The organism is Serratia nematodiphila DZ0503SBS1 (assembly GCF_000738675.1).
GTDB classification, from domain to species: Bacteria; Pseudomonadota; Gammaproteobacteria; order Enterobacterales; family Enterobacteriaceae; genus Serratia; species Serratia nematodiphila.
The window spans coordinates 670,323-688,485 of record NZ_JPUX01000001.1 but is presented as its reverse complement, the minus strand read 5'-3'; the positions used below and the strand labels follow the sequence as shown (position 1 = coordinate 688,485).

The following is an 18,163-nucleotide window of genomic DNA, read 5'->3' as shown; positions in this document are numbered from 1 at the left end:
CGTTTGACGGCAACTTTCAGGCATAAAAAAACCAGCCCGCAGGCTGGTTTTTCAGAGCGCTTCACCGCGAACGGCGAATCAGCGATTACGCGTCGCCGAAACGACGACGTGGTGCTGCCGGTGCGCCGTCATCACGGCGTGGCGCCGGCTTGCCGTCACGGTTGTAGTTACCGCCACGACGCTCGCCGCCGTTACCGCCTTCACGACGTTCGCCGAAGGAGCGACGCGGGCCGCCTTCGCGACGTTCGCCGTTGAACGGACGACCGTTGCCGCGACGCTCGCCACCGTTGCCACCGTCACGACGCTCGCGACGTTCGAACGGCTGTGCATCGCCCAGCAGCTGCATGTTCATCGGCTTGTTCAGGATGCGGGTGCGAGTGAAGTGATTCAGGATCTCGCCCGGCATGCCTTTTGGCAGCTCGATGGTGGAGTGGGAAGCGAACAGCTTGATGTTACCGATGTAACGGCTGCTGATGTCGCCTTCGTTAGCGATAGCGCCAACGATGTGACGCACTTCTACGCCATCGTCACGGCCCACTTCGATGCGGTACAGCTGCATTTCGCCAACGTCACGACGTTCGCGACGCGGACGATCGCCGTCACGGCTGTCACGACGGTCGCCACGGTCACCGCGACGATCGTCACGGTCGTTGAACTCGCGGCGCTGACGTGGCTTGAAGACCGGATCCGGCGGCAGGATCAGCGGACGTTCGCCCTGAGCCATTTTCAGCAGCGCTGCGGCCAGGGTTTCCATATCCAGCTCTTCTTCCGGCTGCAGTTTGGTCAGCAGTGCGCGGTACAGATCCAGATCGCTGCTTTCCAGCTGCTGCTGAACTTTCGCCGCGAACTTGGCCAGACGACGCTCGCCCAGCAGTTCTGCGTTTGGCAGCTCCACTTCAGGGATAGTCAGCTTCATGGTGCGTTCGATGTTGCGCAGCAGGCGGCGTTCGCGGTTTTCCACGAACAGCAGCGCGCGGCCGGCGCGGCCCGCACGACCGGTACGGCCGATACGGTGAACGTAAGACTCGGAGTCCATCGGGATGTCGTAGTTGACAACCAGGCTGATGCGCTCAACGTCCAGGCCACGGGCCGCAACGTCGGTCGCGATCAGGATATCCAGACGACCGTCTTTCAGGCGCTCCAGGGTCTGCTCACGCAGCGCCTGATTCATGTCGCCGTTCAGCGCGGCGCTGCTGTAACCGCTGCGCTCCAGCGCTTCGGCCACTTCCAGGGTCGCGTTCTTGGTACGGACGAAGATGATCGCCGCGTCAAAGTCTTCGGCTTCCAGGAAACGCACCAGCGCTTCGTTTTTACGCATGCCGTAGACCGACCAGTAGCTCTGGCTGATGTCCGGACGGGTAGTCACGCTGGACTGGATGCGCACTTCCTGCGGCTCTTTCATGAAGCGGCGAGTAATGCGACGGATCGCTTCCGGCATGGTGGCGGAGAACAGCGCGGTCTGATGTTCAGCCGGGATCTCAGCCATGATGGTTTCTACGTCTTCGATAAAGCCCATGCGCAGCATTTCGTCGGCTTCATCCAGCACCAGACCGCTCAGGTTGGAGAGGTTCAGGGTGCCGCGCTTCAGGTGGTCCAGCAGGCGGCCTGGGGTACCCACAACGATTTGCGGGCCCTGGCGCAGAGCGCGCAACTGCACGTCGTAACGCTGGCCGCCGTACAGGGCTACCACGTTGACGCCGTTCATGTGTTTGGAGAAATCGGTCATCGCTTCGGCAACCTGAACCGCCAGTTCGCGGGTCGGCGCCAGCACCAGGATCTGAGGTGCTTTCAGATCTGCCTGCAGGTTGTGCAGCAGCGGCAGCGAGAACGCTGCAGTTTTACCACTACCGGTCTGCGCCATGCCCAGCACGTCGCGGCCGTTCAACAGGTGAGGAATACACTCAGCCTGGATCGGAGATGGTTTTTCATAGCCCAGATCGTTCAGGGCGGAAATGATTGGAGCAGACAGCCCCAGATCGGCAAAAGAGGTTTCAAACTCAGTCGTCATGTACACGTGCCTCATTAATAATGGCAGCCAGTCTACATAACTCGTCGAGAAAATTTTCAGTCATTTTCATTGAAAAGTGTGAACCGGCTCAAATTAGATTATAAAACGAACAAAAAAGCCCTCGCCCGTGAAGGCGATAACTTTGGTTAAAAACCAATGTTCATCAGGCTGATAGGTGTTCGTCAGCTATTGCTGGTCCGATTCCGATAGGTCGTCTTGCTCTTGGCCTAAAAGCGCCAATTCCAACAATGCATAGCGGTGCTCAACGAAGTTGTGAACGTTGTTAGACACCGTCAGTTTGAACAGCGCCGAAGCGGTGTCCTTGTCCCCCAGACTCAGGTAGTGTTTACCCAAATAGAAGTCAGTTTCACTGAGATGCTCAGCGAGCGAAGTGTTATCCGTTGCATCTGCCTTGAGGCGTTCCATCAGCGTTTTTTCGCTGATCTTGCCCAGGTAGAATTCGACAATATTCCATCCCCATTGCCCTCTGTCCGCTTTGTCATAGCGCTGCTGAAGCGCTACCTCGGCCTTCTTGGGATCGATTTCTCGCTCCACCAGATACAGCCATAACGAACGGAAGGGATCGTTTGGGTCGTCTTGATAAAACGCCTGCAGATCATCCTGCGCCAACGGGAAGCGGCCGCCATAATACAGTGCGATGCCCCGGTTTAAACGCGCGTAATTGTAAGTTGGATCAAGCTCTAGTACAGAATCAAACGCTTCATAGGCAGCATCAAAATTGCCTGCCTGCGTTAAGTAAATGCCCAGGTAGTTGAAAACTTCCGGCATGTCGGGACGTATCGCCAGCGCCTGCGAGAAATCATTGCGCGCTAATGCACGTAACCCGAGGCTATCATACAGCACACCGCGCTCATATAAAAGCTGTGCGCGTTCGTCATCCGTCAGTGCCCGGCTGGCAAGAATTTGTTCCATGCGCGCCAGGATCACTTCCTGCTGCAACGTAGGCTGCAACGGGATTGCCAAAACTTCGTCTTTACGCCAATCATGGTTGCTGCATCCTGCCAGCATGAGTGCTGTCGCAACGTAACACCAGCGCAAGAAAGGCTTCATTTCCCACTCCCGAAGACAAACATTGGATGAACGTCCTGTCCTCCGTTTGCTAAAACGCGGGCATCCTACCCGCGCGATACGAACAGCCCCCAACCCCGTGGCGGGGAGCTGTAAAACTATCTATACAGTTATTCTGCTTCAGGCGCAGGTGAACCCGCTTCCGGCGCCATCGCTTCTTTGATGCTCAGACGCACGCGGCCCTGACGGTCAACTTCCAGTACCTTAACCGGCACTTCCTGACCCATCTGCAGATAGTCGGTCACTTTCTCAACGCGCTTGTCGGCGATCTGAGAAATGTGCACCAGACCTTCTTTACCACCGCCGATAGCGACGAATGCGCCGAAATCAACGATACGGGTCACTTTACCCTGGTAGATACGGCCCACTTCGATCTCTGCCGTGATCTCTTCGATGCGACGGATAGCGAATTTCGCTTTCTCACCGTCGGTCGCAGCGATTTTAACTGTACCATCATCTTCGATTTCGATGGTAGTGCCAGTCTCTTCGGTCAGCGCGCGGATAACGGAACCGCCCTTACCGATCACGTCTTTGATTTTATCCGGGTTGATGCGGATAGTATGAATGCGTGGTGCGAATTCGGAGATATCGCCGCGCGGAGTGCTGATAGCCTGTTCCATTACGCCCAGGATGTGCAGACGCGCGCCCTTGGCCTGGTTCAGAGCCACCTGCATGATTTCGCGGGTGATGCCTTCGATTTTGATGTCCATCTGCAGCGCGGTGATACCGTCGCGGCTACCGGCCACTTTGAAGTCCATGTCGCCCAGGTGATCTTCGTCACCCAGAATGTCGGACAGAACCACATAGTTGTCGGCTTCTTTCACCAGGCCCATCGCGATGCCCGCAACGGCAGCCTTAATTGGCACACCGGCGTCCATCAGTGCCAGAGACGCGCCGCACACGGAAGCCATGGAAGAAGAACCGTTGGATTCGGTGATTTCAGACACCACGCGAACCGTGTACGGGAAATCTTCCGGTTTAGGCATCATAGCCAATACGCCGCGTTTCGCCAGGCGACCGTGACCGATTTCACGACGCTTAGGAGAACCGACCATGCCGGTTTCGCCTACGGAGTACGGAGGGAAGTTGTAGTGGAACAGGAAGCTGTCGGTCTTCTCGCCCATCAGCTCGTCCAGGTTCTGTGCGTCGCGCGCGGTGCCCAGGGTCGCGGTAACCAGCGCCTGAGTTTCGCCACGGGTGAACAGCGCGGAACCGTGGGTGCGCGGCAGTACGCCGGTGCGCACGTCCAGGCCACGGATCATGTCTTTTTCACGGCCGTCGATACGCGGCTCGCCACGCAGTACGCGGCTGCGCACCACGTTTTTCTCCAGGTTGCCCAGGATGTCCTGGATCTCACCGGCGTCCAGCGTTTCGTCCTGCGCCAGCAGGGTTTCAACCACGCTGTCTTTGATCGCGTCAACCTGAGCGTAACGCTCTTGTTTTTCGGTGATGTGGTAAGCGTCGCCCAGGCGAGCTTCGGCCAGTTCAGCCACGCGCGCGTGCAGCGCTTCGTTGACCGCAGGCGCCTGCCAATCCCACTTCGGTTTGCCGGCTTCGGCAACCAGCGCGTTGATGTTTTCGATAACCACTTGCTGCTGGTCGTGGCCGAACACCACGGCGCCCAGCATCTGATCTTCGCTCAGCACGTCCGCTTCGGATTCAACCATCAGCACCGCACCGGCAGTACCGGCAACCACCAGATCCAGACGGCTTTCTTTCAGCTCGTCGGTCGTCGGGTTCAGCACGTACTGATCGTTGATGTAACCCACGCGCGCGGCGCCGATTGGGCCGTTGAACGGAATACCGGACAGGCTCAGGGCGGCAGAGGCACCGATCATCGCAACGATGTCCGGATTCACCTGCGGGTTAACGGAAACCACGGTCGCGATCACCTGAACTTCGTTCAGGAAGCTGTCCGGGAACAGTGGACGGATCGGACGGTCGATCAGACGGGAAGTCAGGGTCTCGCCTTCGCTCGGACGGCCTTCGCGACGGAAGAAGCTGCCCGGGATGCGGCCGGCGGCGTAGGTACGCTCTTGGTAGTTAACGGTCAGCGGGAAGAAGCTCTGGCCCGGCTTGGCTTTTTTCTGGCCAACGACGGTAACGAATACGGCGGTGTCATCCATGCTCACCATAACGGCGGCGGTGGCCTGACGAGCCATCATACCGGTTTCGATGGTGACGGTATGCTGGCCATACTGGAATTTGCGAATGATCGGTGTCAGCAAAATTATATCCTTGATTAGCGGCGCGCAATCGCATTGACGACTCGACACGCCTGTGACTCGATTTGCCTTCTCACTACATCCTCGCGACTAATGACAATCCTTATCTCAGGCGGGAGATAAAGCCTCTCATTAGCCGCGCGAACCTCTGTAACGGAAGAACCTGTTTGGAAACATCAGTAATACATTAACCTGATTTGCTTATGCTTCCTAGAAGAAAGGGGCCAAAATAGGCCCCTTTCCACTGAAACTTGCTAGATTAGCGACGCAGACCCAGACGCTCGATCAGGCTGGTGTAACGTGCTACATCTTTACGCTTCAGGTAGTCCAGCAGCTTACGACGCTGAGAAACCATACGCAGCAGACCACGACGGCTGTGGTGATCTTTTTTGTGCTCGGAGAAGTGGCCTTGCAGATGGTTGATCTGCGCAGTCAGCAGGGCAACCTGAACTTCGGTAGAACCGCTGTCGTTAGTACCACGACCGAAATCAGCTACGATTTGAGCTTTAGCTTCAACACTTAGAGACATTGTAATACTCCAGATTATAGATAATAAAAACAGGCGCCGATCTCTAATTCAGCAACCCAATGCATAAGCTGCGCCATTCTACTCTTAGCGCAGTGCGATCGCAAGGCGACGCAGTGCCCCGCCGTCAGTCGAAATGTTCGACCACCAGGCGGCGCGGCGCCACGCGACCATCCTCGGCGATGTCGCCAACGCCGATGAATTTCCGCTCTTCACCCTCGGTGATACGCACCATGCCGGAGGCCGGCGCACCGGCCACCTGCACTGGCTGCCCTTGCTTGACGTAGCCCGCCACCACCGGCAGCAAATTCACTTCCGGATAGTTCTCAACCGGGCTGTCCATCGGCATCAGCAGCGGATCGAGCAGCTCGCCGGGCGCGATCGCTTGTTCCTGCGCCTGCGCCAGCAAAGCATTCAGCTGTTCCAGCGTCACCATGCGCGCGATCGGATAAGTCGCCACCTGCAGGCGGCGCAGATAAATCACGTGCGCGCCGCAGCCCAGCAGCTCGCCGAGATCGTCGGTGATGGTGCGGATGTAGGTGCCTTTCGAGCAGTGGATCTCCAGCTCCAGCTCATCCCCTTCCCAGCGGATAAACTGCAGCTCGTACACCGTGATGCTGCGCGCTTCGCGCGGCACTTCAATCCCCTGGCGCGCATACTCGTAGAGTTTCTTGCCCTGGTATTTCAGCGCCGAATACATCGACGGCACCTGCTGGATGTCACCGCGGAAGGTGTCCAGCGCCGCGTCGAGCTGCGCCTGGGTAAAGTTCACCGGGCGCTCCTGCACGATCTGACCGTCGGCGTCGGAGGTATCGGTACGCTGCCCCAGTTTGGCGATCACCCGATAACGTTTATCGGAATCGAGCAGATATTGCGAAAACTTGGTCGCTTCACCCAGGCAGATAGGCAGCATGCCGGTCGCCAACGGATCGAGCGCGCCGGTATGGCCCGCCCGGTTGGCGTTGTACAGGCGTTTTACTTTTTGCAGCGCATCGTTGGACGACAAACCCTGCGGCTTGTCCAGCAACAGCACGCCGTGGATATCACGGCCGCGGCGACGAGGGCGACTCATCAGTCCTCCTTGTCATCGCCTGAGGCGGAACGGCGCTCGGCGTCGTTCTTCACCACGTTGGTCACCAGGTTGGACATGCGCATGCCTTCCACCAGGGAGTTGTCGTAGGCGAAGGTCAGCTCCGGCACCACGCGCAGGCGCATCGCTTTGCCCAGCAGGGTGCGGATGTAACCGGAAGCGTCCTGCAACGCTTTGATGCCGTTGGTGACCAGATCCGGATCGTGGTTCTCGGTCAGCACGTTCAGGAAGGTGACGTAAACCTTGGCGTACGCCAGGTCACGGGACACTTCCACGCCGGAAACGGTCGCCATGCCGACGCGCGGATCTTTCACTTCACGCTGCAGAATGATCGCAATCTCTTTCTGCATCTCTTGCGCCACGCGTTGACCGCGGCTGAATTCTTTTGCCATTTTGGATTCTCCAGACAAATCGGGGGGCACAAAGGCCCCCCGTAAACAGATATAAGCAGATGTGCAATCGTTAAGCGATGGTGCGTTGGATCTCAATGATTTCGAACACTTCGATCATGTCGCCGACGCGCACGTCGTTATAGTTCTTAACGCCGATACCACATTCCATGCCGTTACGGACTTCGTTAACGTCATCTTTGAAGCGACGCAGGGATTCCAGCTCGCCTTCATAGATAACCACGTTGTCGCGCAGTACGCGGATTGGGTTGTGACGCTTGATGGTCCCTTCGGTAACCATACAGCCGGCGATAGCGCCGAACTTAGGCGATTTGAACACGTCGCGCACTTCGGCCAGGCCGATGATCTGCTGCTTGTATTCCGGCGCCAGCATGCCGCTCATCGCCTGCTTCACTTCGTCGATCAGGTTATAGATCACGGAGTAGTAACGCAGATCCAGGCTTTCCGCTTCGATCACGCGGCGCGCAGAAGCGTCGGCACGCACGTTGAAGCCCAGGATGATGGCGTTGGAAGCCGCAGCCAGCGTCGCATCGGTTTCGGTGATACCACCTACGCCGGAGCCGACAATCTTCACCTTCACTTCGTCGGTGGAGAGTTTCAGCAGCGAGTCGCTGATCGCTTCGCAAGAACCCTGAACGTCGGATTTCAGTACGATGTTCAGCTCGGACACTTCGCCGTCGGTCATGTTGGCGAACATGTTTTCCAGCTTGGACTTCTGCTGACGCGCCAGTTTGACTTCGCGGAACTTGCCCTGACGGTACAGCGCCACTTCACGCGCTTTCTTCTCGTCACGCACCACGGTCGCTTCGTCACCCGCTGCAGGCACGCTGGACAGACCCAGGATTTCCACAGGGATGGACGGACCGGCGGAGGTCACTTCACGGCCCAGCTCGTCACGCATCGCACGCACACGGCCGTATTCGAAGCCGCACAGGACGATGTCGCCCTTGTTCAGCGTACCTTCCTGAACCAGCACGGTAGCCACCGGACCACGGCCTTTATCCAGGAAGGACTCGATCACTACGCCGCTCGCCATGCCGCTGCGTACCGCTTTCAGTTCCAGAACTTCGGCCTGCAGCAGGATAGCCTGCAGCAGCTCGTCGATACCGGTACCGGCTTTCGCGGACACGTGGACGAACTGCGCTTCGCCGCCCCACTCTTCCGGCATCACGCCGTACTGGGACAGTTCCTGCTTAACGCGGTCCGGATCGGCTTCCGGCTTGTCGATTTTGTTCACCGCAACCACCAACGGCACCTGCGCCGCTTTCGCGTGCTGGATAGCTTCGATGGTCTGTGGCATCACGCCGTCGTCGGCCGCCACCACCAGAACCACGATGTCAGTCGCCTGAGCACCGCGAGCACGCATCGAGGTAAACGCGGCGTGGCCCGGGGTGTCCAGGAAGGTGATCATGCCGTTCTCGGTTTCTACGTGGTAGGCACCGATGTGCTGGGTAATGCCGCCGGCTTCGCCCGCCGCCACTTTGGTGGAGCGGATGTAGTCCAGCAGAGAGGTTTTACCGTGGTCAACGTGGCCCATGATGGTCACGACCGGCGCGCGCGGCTCGGCTGCAGCGCCCGTATCACGGTCGCTCATCAGCGCTTCTTCCAGCTCGTTTTCACGACGCAGGATAACTTTGTGGCCCATCTCTTCGGCAACCAGCTGCGCGGTTTCCTGGTCGATAACCTGGTTGATGGTGGCCATGGCGCCCAGCTTCATCATCACTTTGATGACCTGAGAACCTTTTACCGCCATCTTGTTGGCCAGCTCGGCCACGGTGATGGTTTCGCCGATCACCACGTCGCGGTTAACCACCTGCGCCGGCTTGTTGAAGCCCTGCTGCAGAGCGCTAGGCTTGCGTTTGCCTTTACCGCCACGGGTAACGGCGCGCGCTTCTTCGCGATCCGCTTTGGATTCGGACAGCTTGTTGCCTTTCTTCTGCTTGGTGGCTTTGCCGCCGCGGGTGCGGCTGCGACGATCGCCTTCAACTTTGGCGTCGTTTTCATCTTCCGCGGCACGGGCGTGCTGAGAGGTGGTCACGTGATAGTCGGCGCTTTCAACCGCGGCGCTTGCCGCGTCTGCCTGGGCCCACTTCTCGCCGTTCTCTTCGGCCATGCGACGGGCTTCTTCCGCCACGCGCTTGGCTTCCTCTTCAACCTTGCGGCGCACTTCCTCTTCCGCTTTACGTTTCAGTTCAGCGGCTTCGGCTTCACGGCGTGCTTTTTCCGCCTGAGCTGGCTTGGTCATTTCGTCGGTATGTTGATTGGTCACTTTTTCTTTTTCCGCTGAATTACGCTTAGCAATCTCCGCGGCCTCACGTTTGGCTTGCTCTTCGGCTGCGCGCTTCGCTTCCGCTTCGCGTTTTGCGAGCTCTTCCGCTTCGCGCCGTGCCTGCTCTTCCGCTTCACGCTGTGCCTGCTCTGCCGCTTCAGCCAACTGGGCTTCCTGCGTATCGCGATTTACATAAGTGCGTTTCTTGCGGACCTCAATTTGCACCGATTTACTTTTACCGCCGGTGCTCGGGATATTCAAGGTGCTGCGCGTTTTGCGCTGCAAAGTGAGTTTACCCGGCGCGCTGCCGTGTTCACGGTTCAGGTGCGCCAGCAATGTTTCTTTTTCTTGCTGGGTAACAGAGTCCGACTCGGACTTGTTGATCCCTGCATCAGCAAACTGCTGTACCAGGCGATCAACCGGAGTCTGAATCTCTGCTGCCAGCGATTTTACGGTTACATCTGTCGTCATGCTGTTCCTTCCTGCTACAGTTATTACGCGTTGTCGCCAAACCAACAGATATTGCGCGCAGCCATGATCAGCTCGCCGGCTTGCTCGTCGCTAAGCCCTTCAATATCAGCCAGATCGTCAACACCCTGCTCGGCAAGATCTTCCAGCGTACAAACCCCACGCGCGGCCAGTTTAAAGGCCATGCTGCGCTCAAGACCCGGCAGGTTGAGCAAATCGTCGGCCGGTTTGTTGTCGCCCAGGCTTTCTTCTTGTGCCAGGGCCAGCGTGGTCAATGCAGCTTTGGCGCGTTCGCGCAATGCTTCAACCGTATCTTCATCCAGACCGTCGATTTCCAACAGCTCTTTGATCGGCACGTAGGCCAGCTCTTCCAGCGTGGAGAAGCCTTCTTCAACCAGTACGGTGGCGAAATCTTCGTCGATATCAAGATACTTGGTGAAGGTATCAATAGCGGCATGAGCCTCGGCCTGGTGCTTGGCCTGCAGGTCGTCCGCCGTCATCACGTTCAGTTCCCAACGATCGTCGCCGCGGTGTTGTTTCAGCAGCTGGGAAGCCAAACGCACGTTTTGGCCGTTACGGCCGATCGCCTGTGCCAGGTTGCTGGCTTCAACGGCGATATCCATGGTGCAGTTATCTTCATCTACCACGATCGACGCGACGTCGGCCGGCGCCATGGCGTTGATGACGAATTGCGCTGGATTATCATCCCACAGAATGATGTCGATGCGTTCGCCGCCGAGCTCGCTCGACACGGCCTGAACGCGCGCACCGCGCATACCTACGCAGGCGCCGACCGGGTCGATGCGCTTGTCGTTGGTTTTCACTGCAATTTTCGCACGGGAGCCAGGATCGCGGGCTGCCGCTTTAATTTCAATCACTTCTTCGCCGATTTCCGGCACTTCGATGCGGAACAGTTCTTTCAGCATTTCCGGGCTGGAACGGCTGACGAACAGCTGCGCGCCGCGGGCTTCAGGACGCACGGCGTACAGTACGCCGCGAATGCGGTCGCCCGGACGGAAGTTTTCGCGCGGCAACATGTCTTCACGGCCAATCACCGCTTCGGCGTTGTTGCCCAGATCCAGCGCGATGCTGTCACGGTTCACTTTCTTCACCACGCCGGTGACGATCTCGCCTTCGTGTTCACGGAAAGCGTCAACCACCATCGCGCGCTCGGCCTCGCGCACTTTCTGCACGATAACCTGCTTGGCGGTTTGGGTGGTGATGCGGTCGAAGGTCACGGATTCGATCTGATCTTCGACGTAGCCGCCGAGCTCGATGCTCGGATCTTCAAACTGAGCGGCTTCCAGCGTGATTTCACGCGTTGGCTGCGTCACTTCGTCTACGGCGACCCAACGGCGGAAGGTATCGAAATCGCCGGTTCTGCGGTCAATGCTGACGCGCACGTCGATTTCCTGCTCGTATTTTTTCTTGGTTGCGGTGGCTAATGCAGTTTCCAGCGCTTCGAAAATCTTCTCGCGCGGAAGGGATTTTTCATTGGAAACTGCTTCAACAACAGCCAGAATCTCTTTGTTCATCCTAGTTGCCTCTTCCAAACTTTAAAAGTGGGGTACCAGGTTCGCTTTCTGGATGTTGCTCAGCGCGAACACTTCATCTTTCCCTTCCACAGTAACCGTGATCATCTCGCCTACGACAGACTTGATAATACCCTGCCACTTGCGACGGTTCTGTACCGCCATGCGCAGGACCAGGCTGACTTCTTCACCGAGGAAACGCGTATAGTGCTCTGCGGTGAACATCGGGCGATCAAGGCCAGGAGAGGAGACTTCCAAGTTGTAAGCGACCGTGATTGGATCTTCGACGTCCAATACAGCGCTGACCTGGTGGCTGACATCAGCGCAATCATCAACATTGATGCCGTTGTCACTATCAATATAGATGCGGAGCGTCGATTGGCGCGCACGAATGAATTCGATGCCTACAAGCTCAAAGCCCAACGCTTCTACGGGTGCCGAAAGCATCTCTGTTAACTGTTGCTCTAATGTGGACAAGCCCACCCCCAAGACATAAAAAAAGGGCTAAATAGCCCAGTGATTCTGTTGCCAAATAACAAAAAACCCCGAAAAATCGGGGCTTTATGCAACTGGACCCTGTTTGCCGCTAGGCGGCCTCGGTACAACTTTCGAGCAAGTGTCATTTTCAAATGTTGATCGAGAAAAGCGGATTTCAATCGAAAAGTGTATTTGAAAATAAACACTTAAAGGAAAGTGGTTGCGGGGGCCGGATTTGAACCGACGACCTTCGGGTTATGAGCCCGACGAGCTACCAGGCTGCTCCACCCCGCGTCCGAAAACGTGGCAAATACTACGCCGATAATCGCAAAATTGCAAGTTATCTCTGGGATTTGGTACCGAGGATGGGACTCGAACCCACAAGCCCGTTAGGGCACTACCACCTCAAGGTAGCGTGTCTACCAATTCCACCACCTCGGTACTGATTCTTACTGCTAACGGCCGTTGTTCTTTCGAGTTCACAACCACCGTTTACAAACTTTGTTGCGGCTTACTGCGGGATGTCGCTGCTCGGCTTGGCAGGTGCTGCCGGCGCGGTTGTCTGCTCAGTTTTCACCGGCTGACCGAGGTTTTCCCACTCGCTGCCTTTCTTGCTTTGGTTGCTGCTGAGGTTGCCCAGAATCAGGCTGATGACGAAGAACAACGTCGCCAATACAGCAGTCATGCGGGTCATAAAGTTACCGGAACCACTCGAACCGAACAACGTGCCTGATGCACCTGCTCCGAAAGAGGCTCCCATATCAGCGCCTTTACCTTGCTGCAACATAATCAGAGCAACCAGCCCGATTGAAATCAGCAGGAAAATTACCAGAAGAGCTTCGTACATAGTAGTACCCGTATCCTTGCGGCCTCACCGCATGCCAAATGCTTCACACTCATCAAGCAGGCGTGTTTATAAACTGCCTACTGAAGCGGGTGTGAATACTAACCAAAGCCGCCAACCCGCGCAAGGGCAATTTGCAGCCGCCGGCGCGTTTGCGGAAAAAAACGCCAACAATCGCCTGTTCGGGCTCAGCGATGCCAAGCCCGGCGGCTAACTGTCTGTTTTAACCTGCGGATTTCACCGCATCGGCGATGCGATGCGCCAGCGCGGTCACCTGCTGCTCGTCCTCGCCTTCCACCATCACGCGGATCAGCGGTTCGGTGCCCGATTTGCGCAGCAGCACCCGGCCGCGGCCGGCCAGCTCGGCTTCCACCTGCTCGGTGACCTTGCGCACCGCTTCAGATTCCAGCGGATTGTGATCGCCGGCGAAACGTACGTTGACCAGGATCTGCGGCAACAGCTTCATGCCGCTGCACAGGTCATGCAGGCTCATGTGGTTGCGCACCATGGCGGTCAGCACCTGCAACCCGGCCACGATGCCGTCGCCGGTGGTGGTTTTGTCCAGCAAGATCACATGGCCGGAGTTTTCCGCACCGATGCGCCAGCCTAACTCCTGCAGCTTCTCCAGCACGTAACGGTCGCCCACTTTGGCGCGAGCGAACGGAATGCCCAGCTGTTTCAGCGCCAGCTCCAGCCCCATATTGCTCATCAGGGTGCCGACCGCGCCGCCGCGCAGCTGCCCCTGACGCAGGCCTTCGCGGGCGATGATGTACAGGATCTGATCGCCGTCCACCTTATTGCCCAGGTGATCCACCATCATCACGCGGTCGCCGTCGCCGTCGAACGCCAGGCCAACGTGCGCTTTTTCCTGCAGCACGCGCTCCTGCAACTGACGCACATCGGTAGCGCCGCATTTCTCGTTGATGTTCATGCCGTCCGGCTCAACGCCGATGGCGATCACCGTAGCGCCCAGCTCGCGCAGCACGCTCGGCGCGATGTGGTAAGTCGCGCCGTTGGCGCAGTCGACCACGATTTTCAGCCCTTTCAGGCTCAGCTCGCTCGGGAAGGTGCCTTTGCAGAATTCGATATAGCGGCCGGCGGCGTCGATGATGCGGCTGGCTTTACCCAGCTCCGAGGACTCCACGCAGGTCAGCGGTTTTTCCATCTCGGCTTCAATTGCCTCTTCGACGTTGTCCGGCAGCTTGGCGCCGTCGATCGAGAAGAACTTGATGCCGTTGTCATAGAACGGGTTATGCGAAGCGGAAATGACAATGCCCGCTTCAGCACGGAAGGTGCGCGTCAGATAGGCCACCGCCGGCGTGGGCATCGGCCCGGTGAAGGAGGCGGACAATCCGGCTGCCGCCAGACCGGCTTCCAGAGCGGACTCCAGCATATAACCGGAGATGCGCGTATCCTTACCGATGATGATCTTGCGGGAACCGTGACGCGCCAGCACTTTACCGGCCGCCCAGCCCAGCTTCAGCACGAAGTCCGGCGTGATGGGGCTGTCCCCGACCTTGCCACGGATGCCGTCGGTGCCAAAATATTTGCGCTCGCTCATGTCTCTACTGTCCCTTAGCTGAAAGTGTTGCCTCGACGACACGCATCGCCTCGACGGTTTCTTTAACGTCATGCACTCTGACAATCTGCGCACCCTGCATCGCCGCGATCACCGCGCAGGCCACGCTGCCGATAACCCGTTGATCCGGCGGCACGTTCAGCAGTTGTCCAATCATCGATTTGCGCGACATGCCGACCAACAGCGGCAAACCGAAACGATGAAATTCCGACAACCGGGCCAGAAGCTGATAGTTGTGCGCCAAATTTTTACCGAAACCGAAGCCTGGGTCGAGCAGCAATTTCTGATTTGTTATCCCCGCCTCGTTACAGCGCCGGATATGGTGCTCGAAAAACCTCTGAACGTCGGCGATCAGATCGTCGTAGTGCGGCGCCTGCTGCATGGTGCGCGGCTGCCCCTGCATGTGCATCAGGCAGACCGGCAAACCGCTTTCCGCCGCCGCCGCCAGAGCGCCCGGCTCCTGCAGCGAGCGGATGTCGTTGATCAAGTGTGCGCCGGCGTGCGCCGATTCGCGGATCACGCCCGCTTTCGAGGTATCGACCGAGATAAAGACTTCAAAGCGCTGCGCCAGCGCTTCCACCACCGGCACGACCCGCTCAAGCTCCTCTTCTTCGCTCACTTCCGCCGCCCCCGGCCTTGTCGATTCGCCGCCGATATCAATCATCGTGGCGCCGGCCGAAATCAGCGCATGCGCATGCACCAGCGCCTGATTCAGGGTGTTGTGGCGGCCGCCGTCGGAAAACGAATCCGGCGTCACGTTGAGGATGCCCATCACCTGCGGATGGGAGAGATTGAGCGTCATGTCGCGCACGGTTAACTGCATGGTTGGTCCACCTTACTGTTGCCTGGTTCACTGCCCGCCGGGCAAAAAAAACCCCGGCATGCCGGGGTTTGATGTTATTACACAGCCGCTGTTACTTGTCGAGCTGTTCGGACATGGTGTTGCCCGGCGTTGGGGTGCGCGGCTCATCTACCGGCGTCGGGGCTTTTGGGGTGCCGCCGTTGTCGGAGCTGTTGCCTTTGTTCGCATCGTCCCAGCCCGCCGGCGGACGCACGTCTTTGCGGTTCATCAGATCGTCGATCTGCGGCGCATCGATGGTTTCATACTTCATCAACGCATCCTTCATCGAGTGCAGGATGTCCATGTTTTCCATCAGCAGCGAGCGAGCACGCGTGTAGTTGCGTTCGATCAGCGACTTCACTTCCTGGTCGATGATACGCGCGGTTTCATCCGACATGTGCTTCGCCTTGGCCACGGAACGGCCCAGGAACACCTCGCCCTCTTCTTCCGCATACAACAGCGGCCCCAGCTTCTCGGAGAAGCCCCATTGGGTCACCATGTTGCGGGCGATGGAGGTCGCCACTTTGATATCGTTCGACGCACCGGTAGAGACTTTTTCCGGCCCGTAGATGATCTCTTCCGCCAGACGACCGCCATACAGGGTGGAGATTTGGCTCTCCAGCTTCTGACGGCTGGCGCTGATCGCATCCCCTTCCGGCAGGAAGAAGGTCACGCCAAGCGCCCGACCACGAGGAATGATGGTGACCTTGTGCACCGGATCGTGTTCAGGAACCAGGCGGCCAATGATGGCGTGGCCCGCTTCGTGATACGCGGTCGACTCTTTCTGCGCTTCAGTCATCACCATGGAGCGGCGTTCCGCCCCCATCATGATCTTGTCTTTGGCTTTCTCGAACTCCACCATCGACACCACGCGCTTGTTGCCGCGGGCGGCGAACAGCGCCGCTTCGTTGACCAGGTTGGCCAGATCGGCACCGGAGAAGCCCGGCGTACCGCGCGCAATGACGGAGGCGTCGATGTCGGCCGCCAACGGCACGCGGCGCATGTGCACCTTCAGGATCTGCTCGCGGCCACGCACGTCCGGCAGCCCGACCACGACCTGACGGTCGAAACGGCCTGGGCGCAGCAGCGCGGGGTCAAGCACGTCCGGACGGTTGGTGGCCGCGATGACGATGATGCCCTCGTTGCCTTCGAAACCGTCCATCTCAACCAGCATCTGGTTCAGGGTCTGCTCACGCTCATCGTGACCGCCACCCAGGCCGGCGCCTCGCTGGCGACCGACGGCGTCGATTTCATCGATGAAGATGATGCACGGCGCGGCTTTCTTCGCTTGTTCGAACATGTCGCGCACGCGAGATGCACCCACGCCGACGAACATTTCGACGAAGTCGGAACCGGAAATGGTGAAGAACGGTACCTTCGCTTCGCCGGCGATCGCTTTCGCCAACAGCGTTTTACCGGTCCCCGGCGGGCCAACCATCAGCACGCCTTTCGGGATCTTGCCGCCCAGCTTCTGGAAACGGCTCGGTTCGCGCAGGTATTCCACCAGTTCGCTCACCTCTTCTTTCGCTTCGTCACACCCGGCAACATCGGCGAAAGTGGTCTTGATCTGGTCTTCCGTCAGCATGCGGGCCTTGCTCTTGCCGAAGGACATCGCGCCCTTGCCGCCGCCGCCCTGCATTTGCCGCATAAAGAAGATCCAGACCCCGATCAGCAACAGCATCGGGAACCAAGAGATAAAGATAGAAGCCAGCAGGCTCGGCTCTTCAGGCGGCTCGCCGACAACTTTCACATTCTTCGTTAACAACGTATCCAGCAACTTAGGATCGTTGACAGGGATGTAGGTCGTGTATTTGTTACTGTCTTTCTTGGTAACGTTAATTTCACGTCCGTTGATTCGCGCTTCGCGAACCTGGTCCTGGGTCAGTTCGGACATGAAGGTAGAGTAATCCACCCTACGGCCATTCGACTCGCTGGGCCCAAAGCTCTGGAATACAGACATCAACACTACCGCGATGACTAACCAGAGAATTAGGTTTTTCGCCATGTCACTCAAGGGATTAACCTCATCTTACAACTGTGTTAACAAACAGCGTTAGGGTACTACAGTTTGCGCCCTGTCGCTACAATGTACACTTCGCGCGAACGGGCGCGGGAAGCGTCTGGCTTACGAATCTTAACCTTCGTAAACAGGGAGCGAATTTCCCGTAGGTACTCGTCAAAGCCATCTCCCTGGAACACCTTCACCAGGAAACTTCCGCCTGGTGCGAGGACATCACGACACATATCCAGCGCCAACTCCACCAGATACATCGACCTTGGAATATCGACCGCCGGGGTGCCACTCATATTCGGGGCCATATCGGACATGACCACCTGAACCTTACTCTCGCCTACTCGTTCCAACAGTGCCTTCAGCACCAGTTCATCACGAAAATCGCCCTGAAGGAAATCGACGCCAACGATAGGATCCATTGGCAAAATATCACAGGCGATGATGCGCCCGGTACCGCCGATTTGGGTGACCACATACTGCGACCAGCCGCCCGGTGCGGCGCCCAGGTCAACCACGGTCATGCCCGGTTTGAACAGTTTGTCGCTCTGCTGTATTTCATCAAGTTTAAACCAGGCACGGGAACGCAGTCCCTTTTTCTGCGCCTGCTGTACATATTTATCGCTAAAGTGTTCTTGTAACCAGCGACTGGAGCTAGCCGAACGCTTTTTATTAGCCATCTCGTTTTCCAACTATCATAAAAAGAGTCTTATGTCAGGGTCGCTGCTCACGTAGACTCACACCGGTGAAGACCGATTTGGTGATATACATGAGATGGCGGTAGAATGTACCGT

General features: G+C 57.8%; 15 protein-coding genes and 2 tRNA genes. All 17 read right to left on the bottom strand.

All coding sequences use genetic code 11. The features are described 5' to 3' along the window. Nucleotides 1-85 precede the first annotated feature (85 nt). Nucleotides 86-2,008 carry a DEAD/DEAH family ATP-dependent RNA helicase gene (locus JL05_RS03135; protein WP_004933492.1) on the bottom strand — a complete coding sequence of 641 codons (1,923 nt, stop codon included), beginning with the start codon at nt 2,006-2,008 and terminating at the stop codon, nt 86-88. Then, the gene (gene yrbN / locus JL05_RS25890) at nt 1,998-2,072 is read right to left on the bottom strand and encodes a protein YrbN (protein ID WP_223182019.1); all 75 of its coding nucleotides are present in this window, start codon (nt 2,070-2,072) and stop codon (nt 1,998-2,000) included. Before yrbN ends, JL05_RS03135 begins: the two co-directional genes overlap by 11 nt. A gap of 122 nt (nt 2,073-2,194) precedes the next feature. Next, nucleotides 2,195-3,079, bottom strand: a complete 885-nt coding sequence (gene nlpI / locus JL05_RS03130; protein WP_004933495.1) for a lipoprotein NlpI — start codon at nt 3,077-3,079, stop codon at nt 2,195-2,197. 128 nt (nt 3,080-3,207) lie between these two features. After that, entirely contained in the window at nt 3,208-5,325 is a 2,118-nt protein-coding gene (gene pnp, locus JL05_RS03125; protein WP_004933498.1) for a polyribonucleotide nucleotidyltransferase, read from the bottom strand. Nucleotides 5,326-5,581: 256 nt separating this feature from the next. After that, entirely contained in the window at nt 5,582-5,851 is a 270-nt protein-coding gene (gene rpsO / locus JL05_RS03120) for a 30S ribosomal protein S15 (RefSeq protein ID WP_004933502.1), read from the bottom strand. A gap of 124 nt (nt 5,852-5,975) precedes the next feature. After that, the gene (truB, locus tag JL05_RS03115) at nt 5,976-6,920 is read right to left on the bottom strand and encodes a tRNA pseudouridine(55) synthase TruB (RefSeq protein WP_004933505.1); all 945 of its coding nucleotides are present in this window, start codon (nt 6,918-6,920) and stop codon (nt 5,976-5,978) included. After that, complete coding sequence (rbfA, locus tag JL05_RS03110; protein ID WP_004933508.1) at nt 6,920-7,330, bottom strand: 30S ribosome-binding factor RbfA; 411 nt, start codon at nt 7,328-7,330, stop codon at nt 6,920-6,922. The genes truB and rbfA overlap by 1 nt, the downstream gene beginning before the upstream one ends. A gap of 70 nt (nt 7,331-7,400) precedes the next feature. Continuing rightward, the gene (gene infB, locus JL05_RS03105) at nt 7,401-10,088 is read right to left on the bottom strand and encodes a translation initiation factor IF-2 (RefSeq protein ID WP_004933511.1); all 2,688 of its coding nucleotides are present in this window, start codon (nt 10,086-10,088) and stop codon (nt 7,401-7,403) included. A gap of 23 nt (nt 10,089-10,111) precedes the next feature. After that, entirely contained in the window at nt 10,112-11,620 is a 1,509-nt protein-coding gene (gene nusA / locus JL05_RS03100) for a transcription termination factor NusA (protein WP_004933514.1), read from the bottom strand. Nucleotides 11,621-11,641: 21 nt separating this feature from the next. After that, a complete protein-coding gene (gene rimP, locus JL05_RS03095) occupies nt 11,642-12,094 on the bottom strand; it encodes a ribosome maturation factor RimP (protein WP_072010081.1) in 453 nt (150 codons plus the stop codon). A 217-nt stretch (nt 12,095-12,311) separates the two neighbouring features. Continuing rightward, nucleotides 12,312-12,388, bottom strand: a tRNA-Met gene (locus JL05_RS03090). A gap of 60 nt (nt 12,389-12,448) precedes the next feature. Continuing rightward, nucleotides 12,449-12,535: transfer RNA gene (locus JL05_RS03085), tRNA-Leu, on the bottom strand. A 70-nt stretch (nt 12,536-12,605) separates the two neighbouring features. After that, nucleotides 12,606-12,941 (bottom strand): preprotein translocase subunit SecG, encoded by a 336-nt coding sequence (secG, locus tag JL05_RS03080; protein WP_004933519.1) that lies wholly within the window; start codon nt 12,939-12,941, stop codon nt 12,606-12,608. A gap of 220 nt (nt 12,942-13,161) precedes the next feature. Then, nucleotides 13,162-14,499, bottom strand: a complete 1,338-nt coding sequence (gene glmM, locus JL05_RS03075) for a phosphoglucosamine mutase (RefSeq protein ID WP_004933522.1) — start codon at nt 14,497-14,499, stop codon at nt 13,162-13,164. Between the two features lie 4 nt (nt 14,500-14,503). Continuing rightward, nucleotides 14,504-15,340, bottom strand: a complete 837-nt coding sequence (gene folP, locus JL05_RS03070) for a dihydropteroate synthase (RefSeq protein ID WP_033631628.1) — start codon at nt 15,338-15,340, stop codon at nt 14,504-14,506. A gap of 91 nt (nt 15,341-15,431) precedes the next feature. Further along, nucleotides 15,432-17,363, bottom strand: a complete 1,932-nt coding sequence (ftsH, locus tag JL05_RS03065; protein ID WP_004933529.1) for an ATP-dependent zinc metalloprotease FtsH — start codon at nt 17,361-17,363, stop codon at nt 15,432-15,434. 56 nt (nt 17,364-17,419) lie between these two features. After that, complete coding sequence (gene rlmE, locus JL05_RS03060) at nt 17,420-18,049, bottom strand: 23S rRNA (uridine(2552)-2'-O)-methyltransferase RlmE (RefSeq protein WP_004933533.1); 630 nt, start codon at nt 18,047-18,049, stop codon at nt 17,420-17,422. Nucleotides 18,050-18,163 lie beyond the last annotated feature (114 nt).

Excerpts from the sequence above, each read along its gene's own strand:
- JL05_RS03135 (WP_004933492.1), bottom strand. The coding sequence starts at position 2,008 with ATGACGACTGAGTTTGAAACCTCTTTTGCCGATCTGGGGCTGTCTGCT.
- nlpI (WP_004933495.1), bottom strand. The coding sequence starts at position 3,079 with ATGAAGCCTTTCTTGCGCTGGTGTTACGTTGCGACAGCACTCATGCTG.
- rpsO (WP_004933502.1), bottom strand. The coding sequence starts at position 5,851 with ATGTCTCTAAGTGTTGAAGCTAAAGCTCAAATCGTAGCTGATTTCGGT.
- truB (WP_004933505.1), bottom strand. The coding sequence starts at position 6,920 with ATGAGTCGCCCTCGTCGCCGCGGCCGTGATATCCACGGCGTGCTGTTG.
- rbfA (WP_004933508.1), bottom strand. The coding sequence starts at position 7,330 with ATGGCAAAAGAATTCAGCCGCGGTCAACGCGTGGCGCAAGAGATGCAG.
- infB (WP_004933511.1), bottom strand. The coding sequence starts at position 10,088 with ATGACGACAGATGTAACCGTAAAATCGCTGGCAGCAGAGATTCAGACT.
- nusA (WP_004933514.1), bottom strand. The coding sequence starts at position 11,620 with ATGAACAAAGAGATTCTGGCTGTTGTTGAAGCAGTTTCCAATGAAAAA.
- secG (WP_004933519.1), bottom strand. The coding sequence starts at position 12,941 with ATGTACGAAGCTCTTCTGGTAATTTTCCTGCTGATTTCAATCGGGCTG.
- glmM (WP_004933522.1), bottom strand. The coding sequence starts at position 14,499 with ATGAGCGAGCGCAAATATTTTGGCACCGACGGCATCCGTGGCAAGGTC.
- folP (WP_033631628.1), bottom strand. The coding sequence starts at position 15,340 with ATGCAGTTAACCGTGCGCGACATGACGCTCAATCTCTCCCATCCGCAG.
- ftsH (WP_004933529.1), bottom strand. The coding sequence starts at position 17,363 with ATGGCGAAAAACCTAATTCTCTGGTTAGTCATCGCGGTAGTGTTGATG.
- rlmE (WP_004933533.1), bottom strand. The coding sequence starts at position 18,049 with ATGGCTAATAAAAAGCGTTCGGCTAGCTCCAGTCGCTGGTTACAAGAA.